Annotated in this window: 18 protein-coding genes and 1 pseudogene; 14 read left to right on the top strand and 5 right to left on the bottom strand. The window is 43.1% G+C overall.

All coding sequences use genetic code 11. From position 1 onward, the window contains the following. Nucleotides 1-150: 150 nt before the first annotated feature. From trpA to EYA81_RS01040, 12 genes are all read left to right on the top strand, one after another. Nucleotides 151-933 carry a tryptophan synthase subunit alpha gene (gene trpA / locus EYA81_RS00985; protein ID WP_131225275.1) on the top strand — a complete coding sequence of 261 codons (783 nt, stop codon included), beginning with the start codon at nucleotides 151-153 and terminating at the stop codon, nucleotides 931-933. A gap of 64 nt (nucleotides 934-997) precedes the next feature. Next, nucleotides 998-2,041: an asparaginase gene (gene ansA / locus EYA81_RS00990; protein WP_087333088.1), complete on the top strand. Its 1,044-nt coding sequence runs from the start codon at nucleotides 998-1,000 to the stop codon at nucleotides 2,039-2,041. A 177-nt stretch (nucleotides 2,042-2,218) separates the two neighbouring features. Next, a complete protein-coding gene (locus EYA81_RS00995) occupies nucleotides 2,219-4,501 on the top strand; it encodes an LruC domain-containing protein (protein WP_131225276.1) in 2,283 nt (760 codons plus the stop codon). Nucleotides 4,502-4,526: 25 nt separating this feature from the next. Continuing rightward, nucleotides 4,527-4,886, top strand: a complete 360-nt coding sequence (locus tag EYA81_RS01000; RefSeq protein ID WP_119961506.1) for a PleD family two-component system response regulator — start codon at nucleotides 4,527-4,529, stop codon at nucleotides 4,884-4,886. A gap of 18 nt (nucleotides 4,887-4,904) precedes the next feature. After that, nucleotides 4,905-6,071, top strand: coding sequence for a sugar transferase (locus EYA81_RS19845; protein ID WP_131226401.1), 1,167 nt, complete (start codon nucleotides 4,905-4,907; stop codon nucleotides 6,069-6,071). A 21-nt stretch (nucleotides 6,072-6,092) separates the two neighbouring features. After that, nucleotides 6,093-6,941, top strand: coding sequence for a TolC family protein (locus EYA81_RS01010; RefSeq protein ID WP_119961505.1), 849 nt, complete (start codon nucleotides 6,093-6,095; stop codon nucleotides 6,939-6,941). Nucleotides 6,942-6,948: 7 nt separating this feature from the next. After that, the gene (locus EYA81_RS01015; protein ID WP_119961504.1) at nucleotides 6,949-9,108 is read left to right on the top strand and encodes a hypothetical protein; all 2,160 of its coding nucleotides are present in this window, start codon (nucleotides 6,949-6,951) and stop codon (nucleotides 9,106-9,108) included. Beyond that, nucleotides 9,109-10,566 (top strand): O-antigen ligase, encoded by a 1,458-nt coding sequence (locus tag EYA81_RS01020; RefSeq protein ID WP_131225277.1) that lies wholly within the window; start codon nucleotides 9,109-9,111, stop codon nucleotides 10,564-10,566. Nucleotides 10,567-10,589: 23 nt separating this feature from the next. Then, entirely contained in the window at nucleotides 10,590-11,795 is a 1,206-nt protein-coding gene (locus tag EYA81_RS01025; RefSeq protein WP_131225278.1) for a glycosyltransferase family 2 protein, read from the top strand. Then, nucleotides 11,792-12,913, top strand: coding sequence for a glycosyltransferase family 1 protein (locus EYA81_RS01030; RefSeq protein ID WP_131225279.1), 1,122 nt, complete (start codon nucleotides 11,792-11,794; stop codon nucleotides 12,911-12,913). The genes EYA81_RS01025 and EYA81_RS01030 overlap by 4 nt, the downstream gene beginning before the upstream one ends. Nucleotides 12,914-12,925: 12 nt before the next feature. Next, nucleotides 12,926-14,128 carry a glycosyltransferase gene (locus EYA81_RS01035; RefSeq protein WP_131225280.1) on the top strand — a complete coding sequence of 401 codons (1,203 nt, stop codon included), beginning with the start codon at nucleotides 12,926-12,928 and terminating at the stop codon, nucleotides 14,126-14,128. Beyond that, entirely contained in the window at nucleotides 14,125-15,078 is a 954-nt protein-coding gene (locus EYA81_RS01040; RefSeq protein ID WP_117964519.1) for a phosphoribosyltransferase, read from the top strand. The genes EYA81_RS01035 and EYA81_RS01040 overlap by 4 nt, the downstream gene beginning before the upstream one ends. Here EYA81_RS01040 and EYA81_RS01045 read toward each other — a convergent pair. Continuing rightward, nucleotides 15,058-16,089 (bottom strand): acyltransferase family protein, encoded by a 1,032-nt coding sequence (locus tag EYA81_RS01045; protein ID WP_242672405.1) that lies wholly within the window; start codon nucleotides 16,087-16,089, stop codon nucleotides 15,058-15,060. The genes EYA81_RS01040 and EYA81_RS01045 overlap by 21 nt on opposite strands. Nucleotides 16,090-16,523: 434 nt before the next feature. On the opposite strand from EYA81_RS01045, the gene EYA81_RS01055 reads away from it, so the two are divergent. After that, nucleotides 16,524-17,738 (top strand): hypothetical protein, encoded by a 1,215-nt coding sequence (locus EYA81_RS01055; RefSeq protein ID WP_117964612.1) that lies wholly within the window; start codon nucleotides 16,524-16,526, stop codon nucleotides 17,736-17,738. A gap of 416 nt (nucleotides 17,739-18,154) precedes the next feature. Here EYA81_RS01055 and EYA81_RS01065 read toward each other — a convergent pair whose 3' ends face one another. Continuing rightward, a complete protein-coding gene (locus EYA81_RS01065) occupies nucleotides 18,155-19,081 on the bottom strand; it encodes a hypothetical protein (protein WP_117964518.1) in 927 nt (308 codons plus the stop codon). Between the two features lie 871 nt (nucleotides 19,082-19,952). Here EYA81_RS01065 and EYA81_RS01070 point away from each other — a divergent pair. Next, a pseudogene (locus EYA81_RS01070) lies at nucleotides 19,953-20,138 on the top strand (N-acetylmuramoyl-L-alanine amidase); the annotation flags it as partial. Nucleotides 20,139-20,287: 149 nt separating this feature from the next. On the opposite strand, the gene EYA81_RS01075 reads toward EYA81_RS01070, so the two are convergent. From EYA81_RS01075 to EYA81_RS01085, 3 genes are all read right to left on the bottom strand, one after another. Beyond that, nucleotides 20,288-21,061: a glycosyltransferase family 32 protein gene (locus tag EYA81_RS01075; RefSeq protein WP_117601357.1), complete on the bottom strand. Its 774-nt coding sequence runs from the start codon at nucleotides 21,059-21,061 to the stop codon at nucleotides 20,288-20,290. A 145-nt stretch (nucleotides 21,062-21,206) separates the two neighbouring features. Then, nucleotides 21,207-22,736, bottom strand: a complete 1,530-nt coding sequence (locus EYA81_RS01080; protein WP_117964517.1) for a lipopolysaccharide biosynthesis protein — start codon at nucleotides 22,734-22,736, stop codon at nucleotides 21,207-21,209. Beyond that, nucleotides 22,730-23,635 (bottom strand): glycosyltransferase, encoded by a 906-nt coding sequence (locus tag EYA81_RS01085; RefSeq protein WP_117964516.1) that lies wholly within the window; start codon nucleotides 23,633-23,635, stop codon nucleotides 22,730-22,732. The genes EYA81_RS01080 and EYA81_RS01085 overlap by 7 nt, the downstream gene beginning before the upstream one ends. Nucleotides 23,636-23,654 lie beyond the last annotated feature (19 nt).

Here is a 23,654-nt window from a genome sequence, read left to right on the forward strand (position 1 = left end):
ACGATTTACCATGTACAATGTACAATTTGCCATGCGGCGTACATTGTGCAGCCAAATAGTAAATAGTAAATTGTAAAATTGTAAATCGTAACATGCAGCATATATTGCGCAGCCAAATAGTAAATAGTAAATTGTAAAATTGTAAATAGTATGTTGAACCGCATTAACCAACTTTTCCAGGACAGCCCCAAGAATCTGCTGTCCATTTACTTTTGTGCAGGCTGTCCCAACCTCGACGGTACTGCCGACGTTATCCGTGCCCTCGAAAGAAACGGAGTCAGCATGATTGAAATCGGAATTCCGTTCAGTGACCCCATGGCCGACGGCATTGTCATCCAGAATGCCGCCACCCGCGCCCTGCACAACGGCATGTCCCTCCGTCTGCTTTTCGAACAATTGCGCGACATCCGTCGCGATGTCCGCATCCCGCTTGTCCTTATGGGATACCTCAATCCCATCATGCAGTTCGGCTTCGAAGCCTTCTGCCAGAAGTGCGTGGAATGCGGCATCGACGGCGTCATCATTCCCGACCTCCCTTTCCGCGATTACGAAAAGAGTTACAAAGCCATCGCCTCGAAGTATGACATCCGTGTCATCATGCTCATCACCCCCGAAACCAGCGAAGCCCGCGTCCGCGAAATAGACGCCCACACCGACGGCTTCATCTATCTGGTGTCCAGTGCCGCCACCACCGGTGCCCAGAAAGACTTCGACACCCGGAAGCAAGCCTACTTTAAGAAGATAAAAGATATGAACCTGCGCAATCCACGCATGGTAGGCTTCGGCATCAGCAACAAGCAGACATTCGATGCCGCCTGCACCCATTCATCCGGTGCCATCATCGGCAGCCGCTTCGTCACGTTGCTCAACGAGAAGGAAGGAGATGCGGAAAAAGCTATCAGGCAGTTGAAAGAAGAGGTAAGAAAGTTATGAGTGATATCACTCATGACTTTTTTCGCTATCTTTGTACCCCAAAAAGAACCCAAATACGAAATTTATGAAAGTCGATTGCCCTTCCGTACTATTGATTTACACTGGTGGAACTATCGGAATGATAGAAAATCCCGAGACCGGTGCGCTTGAGAACTTCAACTTCGACCAACTGCTGCAGCATGTCCCCGAACTGAAGCGCTTCAACTACCGCATCTCTTCCTATCAGTTCGACCCGCCTATCGACTCTTCCGATATGGAACCTTCCCTCTGGGCAAAGATTGTAAAAATCATCAACTACAACTACGACAATTTCGACGGCTTCGTCATCCTGCACGGTACCGATACGATGGCCTATACAGCCTCCGCACTCAGCTTCATGCTCGAGAACCTTTCCAAGCCGGTCATCCTCACCGGTTCCCAGCTTCCCATCGGCACCCTGCGCACCGACGGGAAAGAGAACCTCATCACCGCCATTGAAATAGCCGCCGCCAAGCATCCGGACGGTACTCCTATCGTCCCCGAAGTGTGCATCTTCTTCGAGAACGAGCTGATGCGGGGCAACCGTACCACCAAAATCAATGCCGAGAATTTCAATGCTTTCCGCTCCTTCAACTATCCCGCACTGGCAAAGGCAGGCATCCATATCCGTTATAACGAGCACCTCATCCACCGTCCCGACCCGTCACGCCCCATGAAGCCGCACTACCTTTTCGACACCAATGTCGTAGTGCTCACCCTCTTTCCCGGCATCCAGGAAAGCATCATCAACTCCGTGCTTCATGTTCCCGGCCTGAAAGCTGTTGTCCTCAAGACCTTCGGTTCCGGCAATGCCCCCCAGAAAGAATGGTTCATCCGCCAGCTGAAAGAAGCCAGCGAACGTGGCATTGTCATCGTCAACATCACCCAATGCCAAAGTGGCGCCGTCGAGATGGGACGTTACGAAACCGGTCTGCAACTTCTCCAGGCAGGTGTCATCAGCGGCTATGACAGTACCCCCGAATGTGCCGTCACCAAACTCATGTTCCTCCTGGGACACGGACTGGACCAAGCCGAAATCCGCCACCGCATGAATTCCGACCTGGCAGGAGAAATCACCAAGATTCAGTAAAGCAGCAACACAGAGGGTATATAGTTATATTGACAATTTTCAAAATAAACTTGTTTTATCTATTCGCACAAAAGCGTTAAAAAGGGTTAATCACCATGCTTTTATCCCCCATTAATAAAGCTTATTAGTTTAAATAAACGTACTTTTGCTTACAATCAAGCAAAACAAATATAAAATATGGGAGAAAATACCCTATACAAACGCTTTCTGCCACTTGTTATTCTTACAGTAGGCATACTGCTGCAGGGTTGTAAAGACGATGTTTTTAACCCCGAAAAAGTGAAAGCAGCCTATCAAGACAGGTTTCCGGTCAAGAACATAGACCCGGCTATGGATTGGAAAATGACTCAGCAGGTCCGGGTCAATGTTTCTGTATCCGAAGATACCGGCATCGACTATACCATACGTATTTACGACAAGAACCCCTTAATCAGCCGGTCATCTGCCAAACTGCTGGCAGAAGGCACCGCCAATAATACAACAGTATTTACTACCGTCATGGACTGCCCTTCTGTACTGACGAGCGCTTTTGTGTGCCGCACCGATACACACAGCCGCAACATAGTAAAATATGTATCCATCCAAAACGGTCAGCTCCATGCCGCTTTCGGCAATTCCCTTGCAACTACACGTACCGCATGGACGCGCAGTGTCAGCATCGAGACCTATTCACCGGAAAAGTCTGAGGCGGAAATCACCGCAATGCTATCAAGCGCCGAAGAAATAAGGCCGAATACCGATTTTCAAAACGGAAAAGCCTACAAAATCTCCAAAGACAATATATATAGGAATAAAATCAGCAAGGACGGCATGGGAAGTGACAATCCGGCCATCATCATCATTGAAGGCAGCTGGGAACCCAATGGAAACAACATGACCGTTGAACGAGGCTTCGAATTCTATGTGATTGACGGAGGGGAAATCGTGATACCGGACGAGCACACCTTCACTTTAGTGCAATCCAGCCGGTTTATCGTCTACGCGGGTGGAACCATCAAAGGGAACGACATCGAATTGACCAATGCATCCGGAGGCAGCTACAACTACAATGCCGGCACCATAGAAATAGATGATTTCCATGTCAGCCAGGGAGGAGTATTCTATAATTGCGGTACCGTACGTGTCGATGAAATGAATTTCGACAGCGGATGCAAATTCATCAACCAGGGCAAAGCCTACATCGGGAAAACCCACAGCAACATCACTATAGACAACGGATGCTATCTATATACGGAAGAATTTGTAGGCACACTGAACATGGGAGACACCTCTTCTGCAGAGATAGAGGATTTCGGGGACCATAGCAACAATTACAACACCAGAATCACAATGGGTGACAACTCCATGATAACCGTACTTGATGAAGCAGAATTGTCACAAGCACAATTTATGGGCTCAAACAATGAATATGCACTGGTAAAAATCAATAAAGTTGAAGATATAGGGAATTTTTCCAGCCAGGGAAACATTCATTATGAAGTGAAAGAAATTGACGATGATATCACTGAGGACATCTGGTGGGAAGCCAAATTCCTTGATGCCATCAAGAATACCGAAGGAACCATATCCAAATGGGGAGAATCCCCCATCACCATTCCCGCCGGAGACTGCACGGGCGAAGGCAATACTCCGAACGAGTCCGGCTCAGAGCCCCCTACAGACCCAGTCTCCTATACGTACGTATTCGAAGACAACTTCCCGTTGGTAGGCGACTATGACTTCAACGACGTGGTCTTGGACGTGGAGACCTACTATCACCGCGAGAAAAAGACGAACCACATCAAGCGCATACAGCTCGACGTGACCCTTGCTGCGGCAGGAGCAAGCAAGCCGTTGGGCGTAGGGCTCCGGATTACCGGAATCAATAAATCCGATATCCGGGAAATCAAGACCGGAGGCGACGATTCGCGTTTCCAGGAGTCATTCAACAGCTCGTACAACAAATTCAGGTACAATAACGCTACTTATATGGAAGATTCCGATCCGAATGTCATAATCCCCATCGCAGGCGAAGTACACAATGTATTTGGAGTTGAATCGGGTAAGATGGTAAATACCGGCATTGGAGTGACCGCCAAAGAGTATACTTATAAAGTCATTATTGAACTGGCAGACCAAAACCGGACAGAACCCCTATTCTCAAAAGACAATCTGGACTTCTTCATCTGTTATCAATATAAAAGCATGGAACAACGCATGGAAGTTCATCTTTACGAATTTTGGGGATATGGCGCCACTGCCGCCGGAACCATACAGCAAGAGAATCTTGACTTAGCAGGCAACAACACATGGGCAATCTGCGTGCCGTATGGCTTCCGCTATCCCAAGGAAACCATCAATATTTCACGCACTGATATCCCCGAAGCAAGCGCATATCCGGAATTCATCTATTGGGCCCAAGACAGAACCCAGTATACGGAATGGTACGAACACCCGGTAGAAGAAAATGTATATAGATAAATATAGCAAACAATTATCATAAGCAATGAAACAAATATTATTTGTAGATGACAAACCTGCCATAGGCAAGGTACTCTCGGTCTATTTAGGAAAAGAAAATGAGCTGGTCTATTTCGAAGATCCCGTCAGAGCCATAGAATGGCTGAATGAGGGGAACGAGCCCGCTCTCATCATTTCGGACATACGCATGCCCAAAATGACCGGAGGTGAATTTCTGGCATATCTGAAAGGCAATTCACTGTTCAAGGACATTCCGGTTGTGATGCTTTCCAGTGAGGAAAGTACCACCGAGCGCATCAACCTGCTCGAAGCAGGAGCCGAGGATTTCATACTGAAACCTTTCAATCCTATGGAGCTGAAGGCCCGCATCAAGAAATTTCTCTAAACAACAAAATCAATGGATATGTTATATTATATCTACATAGGTAGCAACCGCGTCACCATCGGCCACTTGAGCAAAATTGCGGGAGGCATGTTCATGGCTGTTTCATCCTGCAACAAAGCGGCGAAAGTCATCGACGGTATCCGCGAACGGTACAACACATCCATTCTTTACGAAGAAAGTACCCCTCAAAAGGACAGCCAGGACATCACTTTCCTGCACAAGCGCTTCCCCCGTGTCTACATCATCCTCATCACCGAAGGGTTGCAGAAGGAACACCGCAAGCTCTATCTGCAGGCAGGTGTCAACAACACCCTTTCCCCTATGGCCAGCGAAGAGAGCCTCCAGCAAATGACGAAATTCCTCCGGTTGCGCAAGGAGCACAAACTGCAGGAATTCAGCCAGTCACACCGTAAGATATTCAACACCTTCCACCTGCCTATGTGGAAACGTATCTTCGATATACTGTTTGCGTGTGCAGTGCTCGTTGTGCTTTCTCCGCTACTCATTGCCACAGCCATAGCCATCCGCATGGAGAGTAAAGGCAAAGTGATTTACAAATCCCAGCGTGTAGGCAGCAACTACCAGATATTCAACTTCTTGAAGTTCCGCTCCATGTACACCAATGCAGACAAGCGCCTGAAAGAACTGAATGCCCTCAACCAATATAAGATAGAGGAAGAGCTTACGGACGAGCAGCCCGATATCCGCTTCGACGACCTGACCGGCACTTCCGAAGAGGAGGCTACCCTGCTGATTTCGGACGATTTTGTCATCTCCGAAGAAGATTTCCTTAAAAAGAAGGCCCAAGAAAAACAGAATACGTTTGTCAAGATAGAGAACGATCCCCGTGTCACCCGCGTAGGCCGTTTCATCCGCAAGTACAGCATTGACGAACTGCCGCAGCTGTTCAACGTCCTCAAAGGAGACATGAGCATCGTGGGCAACCGCCCGCTCCCCCTCTACGAAGCCGAGCTGCTGACCAGCGACGCATATATCGAACGCTTCATGGCCCCTGCCGGACTGACAGGACTGTGGCAAGTGGAGAAACGAGGTGGCGCCGGGAAGATGTCGGCCGAAGAACGCAAACAACTGGACATTAAATACGCCAAAGAATTCTCATTCTGGCTGGACATGAAGATACTGTGCAAAACGCTGACGGCATTTGTACAAAAAGAGAATGTATAAAATAAAGATAACAGGAATTATATGGCTTTAGAGACAATAAAAAGATATATCAGTTCCATCATTTACAGTGTAATCCTCTTAGGATTGTTGGGGGTGTCTTTGTCTGTGGCTGCGCAGCAGGAGTTGACACGGGAGGAGCGCATCAAGATATTGGAACAGCTCAAAATGGAGGACAAAAAAATAGAAGTCAACACATTGGGTTTAATCAGTTCGAAGACATCAATAGATATTGAGAATTTAGAGTTGCCTCCTCTATCCGTCTTTCTTGATGCAGTAACAGAGAATGCGTCAGTAAAAAGAGCCCAATCCCAAGTAGAGCAAGTCAAGAACCAATATCGCCTGGAAAAAAGGAATTGGTGGAACTACTTCAGGCTGAACGGTAACTATTCTTACGGACGCTACAACATCATAGGCAATGCCAGTGACGAGTTCACCCCTATGTACCAGACAACGATGTCAAGTGCCCAGCACAACTTCAATGTCGGGGCCAGCGTCGGTGTCAGCCTGGGTGATCTATTCAACCGTCCGTTGAAACTGAAAGATTATCGCTACCAGATAGAACAATTGCAATATGTACAAGAAGATGTCATGGAAGAACGGAGACTAAAGGTCTTGGAAGCCTACAATGCAGTTACCGAACAATTAGCCACCATCAAAGCCAAAGCAGAAACGGCTGCCTTGTATAATGCACAAATGAAAATATCTGAAAATAATTTCATACAAGGAGCCATCGACATCATTGCACTTTCTTTAGAGCGTGCGCGCCGCACCGGTGCCGTGACCACGTATGAGCAGAGTCGTGTAGCTTTACACAATTCAATTGTATTATTGGAAATGTTGACTAATGTAAAAGTTATAACAGACAAGTAAACTAATTATGAATATAGTACAATTTTTGGCAAGCTTCTTTTACCGCATCCGTTATTGGTTATTGTGGGGAAGTCTTCTTGTTACGGCATTGGTCATATACTTTACCCAATTTTTACCATACAGTTATACGGTAAACAGTAGTTTATATGCAGGCGTAACCAATAGTACCAATTTGGATGGAAGCCAGCTTATCAACATCAACAGTACTTTCGACAATATCATTAATATTGGCAAGTCCAAAAACACTTTGGCAAAGGTTTCCGTTCGACTGCTTGCAACCAATCTTGTACACGGTGATGAATGGAAAGACAATATGTACATTCAAGCCAAACATTACAGACAACTTGTCCAAATCCTTCCAAAAGAAGTATTGGCTTTGGTAGACCGTTCCTCTTTGGATAAAACCGTAACTAATTTAATGAATTACAGAAAGGAGAACAGTAGCAATTTTGTCTATTCCATATTCAACCGCCCTTATCCGTTTTATAGCTATAACGCATTAAATTCAATCACCATTAAACGATTGGGTACCAGTGACCTGATAGAATTGGTATATACCTCCTCCGATCCCGGTATTACGCAAAACACCCTCAAGATATTGGAAGATGAACTGTTAAAGGCTTATGAGCAACTCCGGTTCAGTGCCACAAACAGTGCTATCGCCTATTTTGAAGAACAAGTGCGAATAGCCAAAAAAGCACTTACTGCAGAAGAAGATGATTTGACAGACTATAGTGTTCAAAAACAAGTCATCAACTACGACGAACAATCCAAGGCATTGGCTTTGACCAAATATGCGACAGACGACCGTATGGAAGCAGTGCAACGAAATTATGGAAGTGCAGTAGCCTTGCGCCAAATGTTAGAGAATAAAATGGACATACGGGCCAAGATTATACGCACAAATACGAATTTATTACAAGAGTTGGAAAAAGTCAGCACCTTGAACCAAAGCATTCTCGAACAAGAAATTTTTACCACAGAACAAAGTCAGAAGAAAAGTGATAAACTTCAAAGAGAAAAAGATGCTCTGCAAAAGGCAGAAGAAAAAATAAGCCATCTCTCCGATAATTTAAACGAGTATGGTTTCTCCAAGGAGGGTGTAGGCATTCGAGAAATGGTGACAGAATGGCTGACGGCATGCATCAATGAGGCGAAAGCCAAAGCTGAAGTGAAAGTATTGGTTGACCGCCAACGGGACATTATCGGCCAATACCGGGAATTCTCACCCGTAGGCACTCAAATCAAGCGAAAAGAACGTGCCGTAGGCATTGCCGAAGACAATTACCGCCGACAAATAGGAGGCCTTGCTGAAGCACACCTCCGTTTGCAGAATATCAAGATGACAACTGCCAACCTGCAGGTCATAGCATCACCCGAGTATCCGCTGACAGACAATGGCAGAAAAAGAATTATCTACGTCCTTGCGGCATTCTTCGGCAGTTTAATATTCATAAGCGGTTACTTCCTGCTGATTGAATTGTTAGACCGCACTCTCCGAGACCCTGACCGCAGCAAACGTCTGACCGGACTATCTGTCATTGCAGCATTCAACGGTGTAAGCAACTTAAAATTCCGTGGATTCCTCAAGGCTTGCAACCGGCTTGCCGCAGCCTACAGTTGCCGACAATTCAACAACTACTTACATCCGGATCGTCCCACCGTCATAAACCTGCTCAGCATGGAGAAACGTGAAGGGAAATCATTCCTTGCCAAATATTTCATCGATTACTGGGAAACTGAGGGTATGAAAGTGCGCCTTGTAAAATACGACCACGATTTCGACACCCAAAACAAGGGATATGTACAAGCTCAAGAATTGTCTGACTTCTGGGCTTTAAATGAAGCAGAAGAAATACCGGACATTATTTTAGTGGAATATCCTGCTGTCAGTACCGCCACTTTACCTATGTCGGTATTGAAAAAAGCAGATTTCAATTTGCTGATAGCCAACGCTGCCCGATTGTGGGGCAGAGATGACGACACCCGATTGAAACCGTTAAAGGAAGAATTGGAAGGAACTCCTCTATTTATGTATCTCAACAATGCAGACCGCGAAGTGGTTGAAAGCTTTACCGGAGAATTACCTCCTCATACTCCGGTCCACAGTTTCTTCAGCCGGTTGGCACAATTAGGTTTAACATCAAAATCAGCAGCTGTCAAATAAATGCAAACGGATATCAAAGGACATAGCATATCTCCCTTGGCGGTAACATTATTAGTGTTCATCATCGGACTGGGTGCACTCATCTATAGCATATTATTCAGTACTTGGGATATCATTGCATACGTTTGCCTTTCCCCTTTCTTCTTGATAATAGCAATACAAGCATTAAGAAACCCTTTTGCCGGTGTATGTTTCCTATTCACATTCAATTACTTTTTCATTCCCTGGTACAGATACACGCAAGGTAGTGGGTTGAGTGTCTGGTATGATGTTGCAACCGTCACCCTGCTTATAACACTTTTGATATATTCCTATCATCAACAAGGTAAGATTGCATGGAAATACACCAAAAATATTCTGACGTTTGGAGGTTGCATATGGGCCATATATACTGCGGCTGAAATCATAAACCCAACAGCTCTCACGGAAGCTTGGATTTACTCTCGTGGAATCATATACAGCACCCTTGTCATGTCATTAATTGGCGTTTTAACAATGACCTCCTATAAGCGATTGCGCATCATTATGCTTTTTCTGTCCATATTCACATTGACAGCCGTAGCCAAAACTGTTTACCAGAAATATGTAGGTTTTGATGAGACAGAAACAACCATGCTGATTGAAACGGAAATGTACAAGACACACCTTTTATCCAATGTCACCCGATATTTTTCCTTTTTCACAGATGCTGGAAATTTCGGTTCCAACATGGGTTTTGCTGCCATTCTGTTCGGTATCTCGGCTATCTTCGTGAAAGAACGTTTCATAAGACTCTATTATATAATTATTGCCCTTTGTTCCATATATGCCTTGTTCATTTCCGGAACTCGCGGTGCACTGTTTGTCCCCATCGGAGGAAGCATATTGTTTACTTTCCTCAGTAAAAATATCAAGCTCATGGGAGCTACAGTCATATTCGGCTTATTTTTTTATATCTTTTTCGCCCATACCTATATCGGTGAAAGTAACTCTTCAATCAGACGCATGCGCACAGCTTTCAGACCTACAGAAGATGCCTCATACACTGTCCGCAAAGAAAACCAAAAAAGATTGGCTGAATATCTAAAATACAAACCTTTCGGAGAAGGACTCGGTTTGGGAGGGGTAGAAGCCAGAAAATATGGTTCCCGTCTCACAACACTCATTCCCCATGATTCTTTTTATGTCAAGATATGGATGGAAACCGGTATTGTAGGATTAGTGCTTTTTCTTACCATATATGTCAGTACATTGTTAAGAGGTTGCTATCTTATCATGTTTCGGATTAAGAATAACGAGCTACGTGGAATACTCACGGCCATTGCTTGCGGCATTTTCGGACTAATGATAAGCGCCTATGGAAATGCTTTTTTCTTCCAATTCCCTACAGGATTCATGGTTATTTTATTTTTGTCAGTCCTGATTAATGGGGAGCATATCGACCAACTGCTGACCCAACAAAAAATGAAAAAGAAATAGAAAATATTAAATAGAAAACATATATGAACGACATTTTTTCCATATTCAATCCCGACTGGTGGATGGACGAGAACAACAATGCCTTGCAAATGACAGACGCGGTTCTTTTCTTATTGCTGGGCATCCCCGTAGCCTACTTGTTTATCTATGCATTGGCCTCCTTGCGGAAATACAAGAATCCCTATCCACCGTCCCCCAAGCAACATCGTTTCCTGGTCCTCTTTGTTGTGTTGAAAAACGGCAAGGAAGTGATAGAGTCCATCAATCATTTCCTTGATACGCAGATGTATCCGAGAGAAAAATACGACATCGCAGTAGCTGCCACACAACTGTCCGAAGAAGACTTAGTTACGCTGCTCCAGATGTCGGTCAATATTGTCGTGCCCGATAAAGAGCATTGCACAAAGATATATGCCATACAGCAGGTTATGGAGCGTTATTCTCCTCATGAGTACGATGCCATCACCATATTCAATTCAGACAACAAAGTTGTTCCTAACGCATTGGAGCTTTTCAACAACGCCTACTACTCCGGATGCGATGCCATCCAAGCCCACCGCATGACGGAAAACCTGAATACCAACATCGCCGTATTAAACGCCACCAGCGAAGAAATCAACAACCACCTCTTCCGCAAGGCACATACGGCACTGGGATTCTCCTCCGCCCTCATCGGTTCGGGCATGATGTTTGATTTTGAGATGTTTCAGGAAATCGCTCCCAGATTATCAGGAAGCGATTTGGCCAAAGCTACAGAAATGGAACTCTTGAAGGAAAACATATATACCGAATACATGGAAGAAATAGTCTGCTATTGCAAAAAGACGGACGATACATCGGGGTACAGCAAAGAACGCCAACGCTGGTTGGGCTCACAGTATCGCAGCTCCATACTGGCATTGCAACAATTTCCGATAGCCTTCTTACAAGGAAAGTGGGATTTATGCGAAAAATTATTCCAATGGCTACTTCCATCCCGTTTTCTGCTCATCTTATATATCACGATATGTGCCGTGGCAATAACATTCCTGGAGTGGCCGCTTGCTACAAAATGGTATGCACTTTTAGCCGTTTTATTCATCACTTTTTTGATGGCCATGCCCGAAGGGGAAATCAGCCGCAAATTCCGGAGCGCTTTCTGGTCTCTGCCCATATTGGTAGTCACCTCTTCCATGAGCCACATCACAAGAATCTTTAAACGGAAAAAGAAAAGAAAGGCAGCAAAATGAGAATCGCCATCGAAGCCCAACGCATTTTCCGCAAAGACAAGCATGGTATGGACTTTGTCATCCTGGAGACACTGAAAGAACTGCAAAAGCGGAAAGACAGTAATGAATATTACGTATTCGTTGCTCCGGGGGAGGACCGGTGCCTGGAAGAATCGGAAAACCTCCATATCATTGAGCTTTGCTGCCCTACTTATCCACTGTGGGAGCAGATAGCATTGCCCCAGGCCGCCAGGAAGCTGAAAGCGGACTTGCTGCATTGTACATCGAACACAGCCCCGCTATGGTGTCCCATCCCTTTGGTGCTGACGCTTCATGACATTATCTATCTGGAGCCGCGTCAGCATCGCAGTCCTTCCTTCTATCAGGAAATGGGATGGCATTACCGTCGCCTGATTGTTCCCCGCATCCTGAAGAAAGCAAGAAAGATTATTACAGTTTCGCAGTTCGAGTGTACCCGCATACAGGAAGCTTTGCAGCTTCCCAAAGAAGTCATTAAAGCCGTGTACAACGGCTACAGCGCTTACTTTACGATGCAGGAAACACCCGATAAGAGTATTGTGCAGAAATACATACCGCATCCGGACTTTCTTTTCTTTCTTGGAAATACAGACCCCAAAAAGAATGCGGCGCGTACCCTGAAAGCATACGCGTTATATCTGCAAGCATCCCAAACGAAACGCCCCCTTCTCATTGCCGATTTAAAAGAAGAATATATCGACCAGCTTCTTCAGCAAGAAGGAATCACCGGGATAAAAAAACATCTGTATTATCCAGGATATATCGGCAACAAAGATTTAGTAACCCTTTATAATGCAGCATTTGCATTCCTCTATCCTTCCTTGCGTGAAAGTTTCGGAATTCCTATGCTGGAGGCTATGGCTTGCGGTACTCCTGTAGTGACGAGCAACGTTTCGGCAATGCCCGAAGTTGCCGGTAAAGGTGCCATTTTAGTCGACCCTCAAAAACCGCAAAAAATAGCAGATGCCTTGCTACGTCTGGAGAATGATGCAACATTCTATCAGCAACAAGTAAATTACAGTCTGGAACGTGTAAAACTGTTCTCCTGGAAACACACAGCAGAAGAATATGTAAAGATATATCACAGTATTCACCAGTAATCGGCAAACATCATGAGAGACTTCATCATCACCAGCCTGCAAACATGGGACATCGAAATAGGTAGTACCATCAAGAATACTGCATTGGAAATTTCAAAGCAGAACCGGGTGCTCTACATAAACACTCCGATGGACATTTCCATCCGGCTGAGAGGGGACAGACAATCTCCGTCTTACATCCGGCGCATGGCTGTCATCAAGGGAGAGACTTCACCGCTCCGGCAAATCAACGCCAACATGTGGATACTGGACTGTCCTTTCACAGTGCTCTCGGCCAATTTCCTGCCCGCATCGCTTTTCAATATCGTCAACAGAAAAAACAATGCCCGCATAGCCCGATGGATTGTAGAGCAGGCCACCGCACTCGGCTTCAAGAATTACATTCACCTCATTGATACAGACATTTACCGCAGCCGCTATCTGAAGGAGTATATTCATCCGGCTGTCAGCATCTATTATCGGCGCGACTACGTCATAGGCGAAGCTTACTGGCGCAGGCACGGCACCCGTCTTGAGCCGGAATTAGCAGCCTCTGCAGACATTGTTCTGGCAAACTCCACCCGTTTTGCCGCAGAGTTGCAAGCCTACAATCCCCATACCTACCCCATCGAAACCGGAGTAAACCTGACGCTATACGACCCCGCCAAAGAGTACGGAACACCCGATGATGTACAAAATATTCCACATCCTATCATCGGATATATGGGTACGATAAACAGTACCCGCCTTGACGGAGAACTGCTTTATCAGATAATAAGTCAGCGTCCCGATTATAGTTTTGTGTTCACCGGCCCGGAAGATGACATTTTCCGTCGGGACCGTATCCATAGTTTGAAAAATGCCTATTTCACCGGACAAAAAAAAGTGGACGAATTACCGGCCTACATAGCTGCCTACGATGTCTGCATCAATCCGCAAATGGTGAACAAGATTACCAACGGCAACTATCCGTTGAAAATAGACGAATATCTGGCTATGGGTAAACCCACTGTCGCAACCAGTACCCACACCATGCGCAACATATTTACAGGTCACACGCACCTGGCCATCAACCCGGAGGAATGGCTTGCGGCCATAGACCGTGCTGTGACCGAAGCTGACGACAAAGAACTGGCCAAACAGCGCATAGCCTTTGCCGAGACCCACAGTTGGGGGCATAGCGTGAAGAAAATCTATGAAATAATCGACTCATTCCTAAAGAAGAAAACTACATGAACTATCGTAACATAGACGACTTGAACCATTGCATCCTGCAACATCTCAGCATTCTGCCACGGGATTTCGACCTCATTGTCGGTGTACCCCGCAGTGGCATGTTTCCCGCCAACCTGCTGGCACTCTATCTGAACCTGCCCGTCACGGACATTGATTCTTTCCGCAACGGGCATATTTATCAGACCGGAGAACGGGGGAAAACTTTCAACATGACCCACATACACAAAGTACTGGTTGTGGACGACAGCATAGCCACGGGAAAAGCTGTGAAGAAATGCCGCGAGCTCCTGAAGGACATAGAACATTTATACAACATCAAATACTGTGCCATTTATGCAGTTCCACTACACACTCATTCTGTTGATTATTTTTTCGAAATAGTCGATTATCCCCGTTTCTTCCAATGGAACATCATGAACCACTCTATTCTGCAAAAAACGTGCATGGACATCGACGGTGTGCTTTGCGCAGACCCCACTCCGGAAGAGAACGATGACGGCGAGAAGTACCGTCATTTCCTGCTGAACGCTCTTCCGCTATTCATTCCCAAAGTCACCATTGGCACACTGGTCACTTCACGCTTGGAGAAATACCGTCCGGAGACGGAAGCCTGGCTCCAGAAGAACCATGTGAAATACAATAAGCTCGTCATGCTGGACCTGCCGGATATGGCTGCACGCCAACGGGCGAATTGCCACGCCTCCTTCAAAGCCAAAGAATACGGTTCATCCACCGACTACATGCTGTTTGTAGAAAGCTCTATGCCGCAGGCTGCGGAAATCAACCGCCTGACCAAGAAACCGGTGCTTTGTACAGAAACTTTCCAGATGATTTATGAATCCAAATCACTATACTATAATCTGAAGTCGGGAGAAACATTCCCGTGGCTACGGCGTTTTATGATAAGGGTGCGCAACAGACTGAGAGCATTATCTCCTTCCAAGAAATAGCATTCGCAGCATTTTGGAACAGTTAAACAGTTTGTCTACTAATACCGGCCCGATTGTTGCAATAAAAGTTGCAGACAGCAATATGGGGACAATCGCATCAATCCCCATCATTTTCAGTATAATCCGCCCACCGGAAGTACCGAAACCATGAAAAAGATAAATACTGTACGCATAGCCGCCTATCCAGACAAAAAAACGGTTGTGCCACTTCAATGCCAGCAGCAGGAACAAGGTGGGAATCAACGTCACGGGATAAAGCAACATGCTCAAAGAGGCGTATTTACCGGGATAGAACCACACTATCTGTATCAAGACAATCCCCCATAGCGCCACGGCAAGCAAGACACGCCTGACAGCCAGACGACTGTAGAGCGACACAGCAAAACGGCAGGCAGCCACGCCGACAAAGAAATAGGGCAACTGTCCCAAAGCGCCCTTGAAACTGAACAGGTCGGGAACCTCATGCAGAATCCATACATCATTTATCCTACTGAAAATCAGCGCCACAATGCAACAAACAGCCCACTTGCCCGGAGTGTCCATCCACTTCCGGCTGTCCATCCACCATTGCACTACAAAAATCAAGAACAACGACGGCAGATACCAATATATGGTATAAGGGAATACATAAATGCGCCACATTTGGCTAAGCTCCCCTTTATTATTAGTGCCCGGCATCAGATACTGTACCAGAAAATACAACGTGCCCACCGCCGCCATCGGCACCAGCAGACGCAAAGCTTTCTTCCGGACAAAACTTCCAAAACCGGAAGATGCAGAGAAAGGCTTCAACGCATAAACCCAGCCGGCAATAGCCGTAAACAACGGCATCTGAATATAATCTATCCATACGTAAAGATAACGCAATGGATGTGGAAAATCAAATTTCATGCCCCCACCAGGTCCGGAACCGATGACATGCCCCACCACTACCAATAAAATAGCGATACCACGCAAAGTTTCAATAGATAAGTTTTTTTCCTGATTCACCATGAAACAAATATAGTGCATTTGTTCGAAAGAACAGAATTAAAGAACGTGAAAAAAGAACGGATTTAAAGAACCGCCTTATGTATCTCTTAAAGGTCTTGCAGAATAATACAAAAGTAATTTCCGTTTACCGAAAGCTGAGATTTGGGATAACACGTGAGCATATTAACTATCTTCCATTATAAATTCAAGCATAGAGTATGAGGAAAACAAGAGATGTACACACAAGAGTAAGTGTCTGTTTTACTAAATATAATTAATTGTTAAAACAACAATGAATTAAAAAAAAAGTTATAGATTTAAATCGTCAAACAATATCAATTTAAATTATGATTGCAAATTTAGATTGCATCAGTTAATAATTTTCTAAAACTTTTTTTATAATGGGGACAAATGTTTTTTTAAAAGCCGGTTTGCGGAATTCAGATAGCAAACGTTTTTTTAAAATTCTTTGGGTGGTTATACTTGCGTTATATCCTTGGTTATTGTCTGCACAGACGTTTGCTAAGGCAAAGAAGGCAGTATATGTAATTGTTGACGGAATTCCTGCCGACCAGATTGAAAGGCTTCATACACCGGCTATATTCGATATTGCTTCAAAAGGCGCTTACAGTCGGGCATATACCGGAGGAGAAATTGGTGGATATTCACAGACGGCGACAATCTCAGCTATTGGCTATACCAATCTGCTGACAGCAACTTGGTTTAATAAGCATAACGTAGGAGGCAATTCCGACCTGAAACCGAATTACAATTACTGGACGATCTTTCGGATTGCCAAAGAGCAACCCCAAAAATATAAAACGGCTATCTATTCCAGTTGGACGAATAACCGGACAGTTTTGATTGGGGAGGGGAAAAAGGAAACAAACTATCTCAAGATTGATTATGTAAAAGACGGTTACGATTTGGACAGCATCCGTTTTCCGAAAAAAGAGAAGGATTTGCATATTTTCGATATAGACGAACAAATTTCGAAAGATGCAGCTGAAGGTATCCGCACAGATGCGCCCGATCTGAGTTGGGTGTATTTATGGTACACTGACGATGCAGGGCATATTGCCGGTAACGGAGCATTTTTCGATGAATATGTGCGTAAAGCAGACGAGCAGGTTGCCCGCATTTGGGAAGCCGTGAAATATAGGGAGGCCAATTTTGATGAAGAATGGATGGTCGTTATTACCACCGATCATGGACGCGGAGAGAATGGACACGACCACGGGGGACAGTCCTGGCGTGAACGTACGACCTGGGTTTCAACGAATGTACCGGTAAACAGTCATTTCACATCCGGCAATTTGGCAATCACCGATATTGCACCTTCCATCTGCCGGTTCATGGACTTTGAGGTTCCACAATCTGTCTTGTGGGAACAAGATGGCATGTCCTTTGTCGGGGATGCTGACATTTACGATTTGCAGACAATGCCTTATGATAATACGGTCGGTTTATCCTGGAAATGTTATTCGGAGAATGTTCCAGTGACCGTTTATGTTGCCGTCACAAATAAATTCAAAGAGGGAGATGAAGACGAATGGATCAAATTGGTGACGCTACCGGCCGGAAAGAGAAGTTACACAGTCGATCTACAAGCTTTGCCAGAATCGAAGTTCTATAAGTTTGTCATCGTTGCTCCTGGTAATCACTTGAATCGTTGGCTAGAAAAATAAGGGCATGCAAAAACCTTTTCTGTCTAAAGGAGCTTACAAGAACCAACAACAAGTCCAATGGGTATTTCAGGAGGTTTCTTATCGTTCCGATACCCAGGTCAGAAATGGATCCGAAGCTGGCTGAGAAGATTGTTGATACAGAGTTGCCCGGAATTACGAACCGGAGAAGGAAATCATAATCCGACTCCGGTTATTTTTTATGTTTCCAAGAGTGGTAATTTCTCCATTCTGGTATTCATTCACGACGAAATGATCACTGACCTCAGACCGAGCACCCCAAGATTTATTCAGTTGTTCAATTGTCCGATTGATTTTTTTGCATTATAAATCAGGTAGCAGGCGAATATTTTTAACGCCAAAGTCCTTACTTTTATCAAAAAATACATATTAAAGATTTTCTTTCATGAAGTAAAAAACTATAGATTCTTTTTTTCCTTATTCATCAAAAACCAGATTTTTCGCTGCCATTCATACACTGCAAATCTCTCATCATCGGAGTCGTCAGTCTTTTCCACATATGTTCTTATACTTGGGGCGGAAGGATATTTGGCCCGGATAATATCATCTATCAGATAGCCGTCCAGCCCCTTGAATTGCTTGAAAAGGAAACTTTTGAACATAAGGTTGATATATATAGGATTATTGCATATATACGTTTTATATGCCTGATATGCTTTAGACTTCATATAGTCTGAAACCCTGCTGCTGAAATTGAGTTTACCAAGCTCTTCTTTTAATGCCTCTTCCAGTTTTTTATACTCAGTAGAGTCCGTTATACTGTACCAATAATGTTCATCGGGTTTAGTTATTAGATCCACCCATGCACTGGCTTCCCAATAATCGGTTACCATTCTTATGGAATCTCTTTGTTCCGGAGACATCGCGTAAAACAAGGAGTCTTTTTCCCAGCCTTCAAAAAGAGCTTCAATAGAATTGATCTTCTCTTGCTTCAGCCGTTCATATATATCCGGCAATTCTTTATCAAGAATGGAAGTTATCTGGAAAGCCCCACTTTCTATTCTACAATTAACACGTGGATTGGTTATGATAGAGTCGTTGAATACAAAAGCGATCTGCCTGCCTATTGCCTTTTCCGTTTCTTTAGCCCATTTGTTCAATTTGTATTTACTGATTTGCCCACTAATCACATTTTTCCCAAAATAGTCCGTTTCCAATCTAAGTGAAATAAAATCTTTTATCGTCACGATAGGTTCTCGGGAGATACTATCTGTTTGTCCGGATAAAATATGATACCAACCATTTTCCCGAAATTTATTTTGGCAAACTGAAAAATATGGAAGGAAAGAAAACAATGCCAATATTCCAAATAATTTTTTACACATAACCTAATGTTTTTTAAATTCTGATTTCAAATACCGTTCTCCTTCGGGTACAATTCTAACAGAGTTCCGGACACATACACTTATTAAGATTCAAAAAATGATGAGAATAACAACGACAGTAATTGTTACAACTATTATTTTTTATGAGTTCCGAGTATTTCATGCTATTCATTGTAGAAATCACTATTAAACCGAAATTCTAAAAGTTTACGCAAATTTAATAATAAAAACAATCAAAAAGCATGATATTTATATATTGTCTAAAAAATGCCCCAAAATCATGCAGTCATGGATTTGGACTTAAAAAAACAATAAGTGGAATGCCAGCTTCAAGAACATCACTATCCTGGTTCCTTCATTAGTGATACAAACTACATTCTTCTCTTATTGTATCAAAGCCATTGCAGAAAAGACATCAGCACACATGCTTTTATCAATTCTAAATATAGGATATAAAATAATATTCAATACCTTTGCAGTATAGGTTAAACTTATTATTCCCGCCAAATACTTTTAGTGTTTAAATCATGAAAAAGAAAATTCTATTCATTCAAACGTTTGGTTTCTTTGCCACTTATCTTTGTCTCGATTTCCTTTTTACAGAAGAAGTTCATATAATTGAAATCTCTTTATCCGCTGTCATGTATTTTGTACTGATGTATTTTCTGAATAGAAATAAGAAGTAAGTTTTTACAATGCGATCCATAGAATAAGGAATCTCCACCTTATTCCAATGGTGCTGTATTATTCCTATAAAACTTCATCCTCTTCTTATTTTTTCATACCTTCGCACCATTTTTTAAGTACAAACGAAAAAACAATGGCAATCATGGAAAAAAATCAATTTAAACGTGACAGATAAATCCTGACCACACGCATGGAATGGCAACACCACTCGCTCCGCGTATTGGTACGTGCTTTGCTGATGGACTATCCGGGAGCAAAAGTAGCGGGACATCACAACCTCAGTCCCGACCATAACAACAACGGAGAAGTGGAACCGATGGAATGGACGAAACAATGCCCGTGTTTTGAGGTGAAAAAAGAGAAGTGGTAACTAAGAAAATGGAGATGGCAAAGCATGACAAAAGCTTTGTCACCTCATTTTTTATTCATACATCTGTTCTAATTAAGCAAAATGCGCATCCAACAAAGTTTAGCCGTATAATATAAATGAGAGAGTAAATCTTTTACTACCTCCAATGATTACTTCTGAGCCCTGAAAATCTTTCGATAAAAATTAAGTTTTGTAAGAATGCTCCGTAACCATGTACGCTTACGCCAACTTCCTTTACTTAAATGAACGGCAATAGTATCATCTGTGACTTGTTTCCAAGCAGCTCCTAATATACGAGAAGGAAGAATGAGCATTCTTTCTTCTAATTGTTGTTCTATTTCATTATTATACTTTAATCCGAATTTTTCAGCAGCCAACGCCAGCACATCTGGTGCTATCTCCTTTGTATACCAACTACCGTCTTCTTGTATAAAATGGCGACCTTCATAGAATTTCATAGCTTCCACTAAATAAGGATGTCCCCTTTCAGCTCCTAATATGGCTGATAACAAACCTAAGCCTGGTACACGTACACCAGGGAAACGATTTGTTCCATCCGGTCCAAGACGTTTACCTGCCATCTCATCTCCCTCTATCATTTCCGGATGATATTCTATAGCAGTAAAAAAGCCATTGGATAATAGTGGATCAAAAGATTTTTTCACCATGACATCGGTATCCATATATATTCCTCCTTCGGTATATAATGCATGTAAACGCACATAATCTGCCACAAAAGCTAAAGCACCTACACTAAAGGCCTCTTTGGTCCATGACAAAGAATTTACATCAAAATCCTTTAAACTCCATAATTTCCATTTATAGTCAGGGAGATTTTTCTTCCATGAATCCATACACACCTGTAAACTATAAGGTATCGGCGTATCATTGAACCAGCAATAATGAATCGTTTTGGGTATCATTTCAAGTCATCTTTAGATTATTTTGCAAAAAGCCTACCACACAAAGATAAAATAAAATTCTAAGAATCAGCATAAGAATAACGAAATAATCGTCCTCTATCCATACACACAGCTTTCCAATATAACGCATCATACACCTTGAAAATTACAAATGAATAAAACGTCCCAACAACGTTCGAATACCCTTTGAAAAGCAATAAAAGAAAATGGTTAAAATCACCAAAAATAACAGTGAAGAAATCAAAGCATAGAAAATCCATTCCAAGTAGCCTTCCATAGGTTCTGATAAAGGTAATAATGAAAGAATGACATCCGCTAATAGCCAAGACAAAGCACACAGACATAAATACAACAAGATATTCTTCCAATAAACACTAACGTTCATTTTAAAACCGTCACGATATAAGAAATAAGGTTTCCAAATGCTTATGACAGTTATGGAACTGGCAACATCCCCCAGTAACACTCCCGGCAACCCCCAATAATACCCGCCAACCAATGCTACCAATATCGTAATTCCAAGTGTAGCAATAGGCGCCCAAGTATCTTGAAAAAGCCCATAACCATAAATAAACTGATCATTCGTGCCACGGAACTGACTAATAAAAAAGTTGGCAAGAATCACTATCAATACAGAATGAGGCAGCACATACTCTGCTCCTAACCATACAATAATAAAAGAATCCATCAAATGATAGAGAGCAAATGTTAAAAAGGAAGCTACCATAAAACGTAAAGAGCTGAGTTCCCAAAATACTTGTTGTATGCGCTTTGAGTCACCTTCGGCAATCAAATTACCCACTCCTGCTCCCGTACTTCCTAAGAAATTATTAACGAGCTGGTTCAATTTCGTCAACAGCAACATGTAATTGCTATAATAGGCTACCAATTTTAAGGAAGTAAACGCGTAAACCAAAAAAGGAAGTAATTGAGACCGCCCCATTCCTGCCAATTGATGTACAAACATTTGGCGTGCCTTGCGTACGATTATCTTATTCTCCGGATATTTTCGACGACCTTCAGCAATACTACACTTCAGCCATGGATATACCCTATTTATCTTCCAGTTAAGTATATATGAATATAAGATGCCAAAAAGTAATTCAATGGCAATCCATAGATAAAAACTACCTATGTAGCAAACAAGCATCATCTGTACCAATATCTTTATAATATTTGCAGTCTGGAAATAGGCCGTTACAACATAATTACGTTGATCGGCTCCTAACAAAGTTTGCCGATAATTAATAAAGTAACTGATGAGGGCAGAAGACAAAAAAGCAAAATAGGCAAAATAGACTACACCTAAATCAATACTGATATTTGCAAATATCAAAGGAAGAAAACAAGCCAATATGAGCCCTACCCCTATAATTATCAATCCGACGTTGCGATAAAGATACCCCAATACAGAAATAATATCTCGTATCTTGTCCTTGTCATCATTAAATAAAGGTTTATAAAGTACAAAACCAATAGATGCCCCAATTCCTAATTCGGCCAAATTCAAGAAACCCAATAAATTTTGTAATGTCCCCATTAGACCCACAAAATCTGCTCCCAACATATCCAAGAATATCTTGCGAGAAAAAAAAGAGATGAATAGGGTAATAAAATAAAAAAGCACATTTACCCGGGCATTCAAATAGCTTTTTTTGAGACGAGACTCTACCATAATTTCAACTTTTCGCAAATATTTTTCATTTTATCCATAAAAACACCCCTAAAGGTACCATACACGATATTCCATTGTTCATTGCATATAAAAATCCACAAGGCTTTGTAATATCCCCGCCTTCCGAAATACTTTCTGCATTGCATCACACGGTAATAGCTGCTCACAAGTCTATCTTCCCGATTTATTTTTCTCAGAAACCGGTTACAGCGACATGCTACCCAAACCCGTGCCAACAAATTGTCGAGCAAAACACTATATTGTAAAGAACCCTCACGTATTGTAGCACAATAAATGGCTACAGAGCATATTGCCACATTCCGAGCGTAATAATCCAAATAATAAGAGAACATTACATCATTTCCAGCCAATGTCTCATCAAATTGGATGGAATGCTTCTGAACTATATTTCTGGAAACCATTTTTGCCCAGGGTACATCATTCCGATATTTTAGTCTCTCCGCATCTATGCTTTCAGTCACATCAAAACCTAAAAAATCAGATTGACGTGAACGCATAGGAACTAAAGTTTCCGAATCTGCACTTGTAGCTCTGAATGTTATCAAATCGTAGTCCGTAGCACAATAACAATCCAGTACCTCTAAAAAACCGGGCAGAAAAAAATCATCAGCATCAGCAAACAGCAGCCACTTGCCTCGAGCATGAAGCAGGCCACAATTACGGGCATATCCAGCTCCCTTCCCTTCTTTGGTGAAAATGATTTCTACATCTTCCCGACTACTTCCCGGAAAGTCCATAAAATCCACGACATCAGAAGAACTGTCATCATCAACCACAATAATTTGGATGTCATCACGGAAAGGAATAGAATCCAAACAGCGCTGCAACAACAACGGAGCATTCTTATGAGGTATAATAATAGTATAAGTATAATCCATACTCCTTACTTTTGACAAC

This window comes from Bacteroides sp. A1C1 (assembly GCF_004328515.1).
GTDB lineage: Bacteria > Bacteroidota > Bacteroidia > Bacteroidales > Bacteroidaceae > Bacteroides > Bacteroides uniformis.

Bases quoted from the DNA above. Each gene is read 5' to 3' on its own strand.
- EYA81_RS01080 (WP_117964517.1), bottom strand. From the start codon at position 22,736: ATGGTAGAGTCTCGTCTCAAAAAAAGCTATTTGAATGCCCGGGTAAAT.
- EYA81_RS00995 (WP_131225276.1), top strand. From the start codon at position 2,219: ATGGGAGAAAATACCCTATACAAACGCTTTCTGCCACTTGTTATTCTT.
- EYA81_RS01085 (WP_117964516.1), bottom strand. From the start codon at position 23,635: ATGGATTATACTTATACTATTATTATACCTCATAAGAATGCTCCGTTG.
- EYA81_RS01015 (WP_119961504.1), top strand. From the start codon at position 6,949: ATGAATATAGTACAATTTTTGGCAAGCTTCTTTTACCGCATCCGTTAT.
- EYA81_RS01025 (WP_131225278.1), top strand. From the start codon at position 10,590: ATGAACGACATTTTTTCCATATTCAATCCCGACTGGTGGATGGACGAG.
- ansA (WP_087333088.1), top strand. From the start codon at position 998: ATGAAAGTCGATTGCCCTTCCGTACTATTGATTTACACTGGTGGAACT.
- trpA (WP_131225275.1), top strand. From the start codon at position 151: ATGTTGAACCGCATTAACCAACTTTTCCAGGACAGCCCCAAGAATCTG.
- EYA81_RS01000 (WP_119961506.1), top strand. From the start codon at position 4,527: ATGAAACAAATATTATTTGTAGATGACAAACCTGCCATAGGCAAGGTA.
- EYA81_RS01035 (WP_131225280.1), top strand. From the start codon at position 12,926: ATGAGAGACTTCATCATCACCAGCCTGCAAACATGGGACATCGAAATA.
- EYA81_RS01045 (WP_242672405.1), bottom strand. From the start codon at position 16,089: ATGCACTATATTTGTTTCATGGTGAATCAGGAAAAAAACTTATCTATT.
- EYA81_RS01040 (WP_117964519.1), top strand. From the start codon at position 14,125: ATGAACTATCGTAACATAGACGACTTGAACCATTGCATCCTGCAACAT.
- EYA81_RS01020 (WP_131225277.1), top strand. From the start codon at position 9,109: ATGCAAACGGATATCAAAGGACATAGCATATCTCCCTTGGCGGTAACA.
- EYA81_RS01065 (WP_117964518.1), bottom strand. From the start codon at position 19,081: ATGTGTAAAAAATTATTTGGAATATTGGCATTGTTTTCTTTCCTTCCA.
- EYA81_RS01030 (WP_131225279.1), top strand. From the start codon at position 11,792: ATGAGAATCGCCATCGAAGCCCAACGCATTTTCCGCAAAGACAAGCAT.
- EYA81_RS01075 (WP_117601357.1), bottom strand. From the start codon at position 21,061: ATGATACCCAAAACGATTCATTATTGCTGGTTCAATGATACGCCGATA.
- EYA81_RS01010 (WP_119961505.1), top strand. From the start codon at position 6,093: ATGGCTTTAGAGACAATAAAAAGATATATCAGTTCCATCATTTACAGT.
- EYA81_RS19845 (WP_131226401.1), top strand. From the start codon at position 4,905: ATGTTATATTATATCTACATAGGTAGCAACCGCGTCACCATCGGCCAC.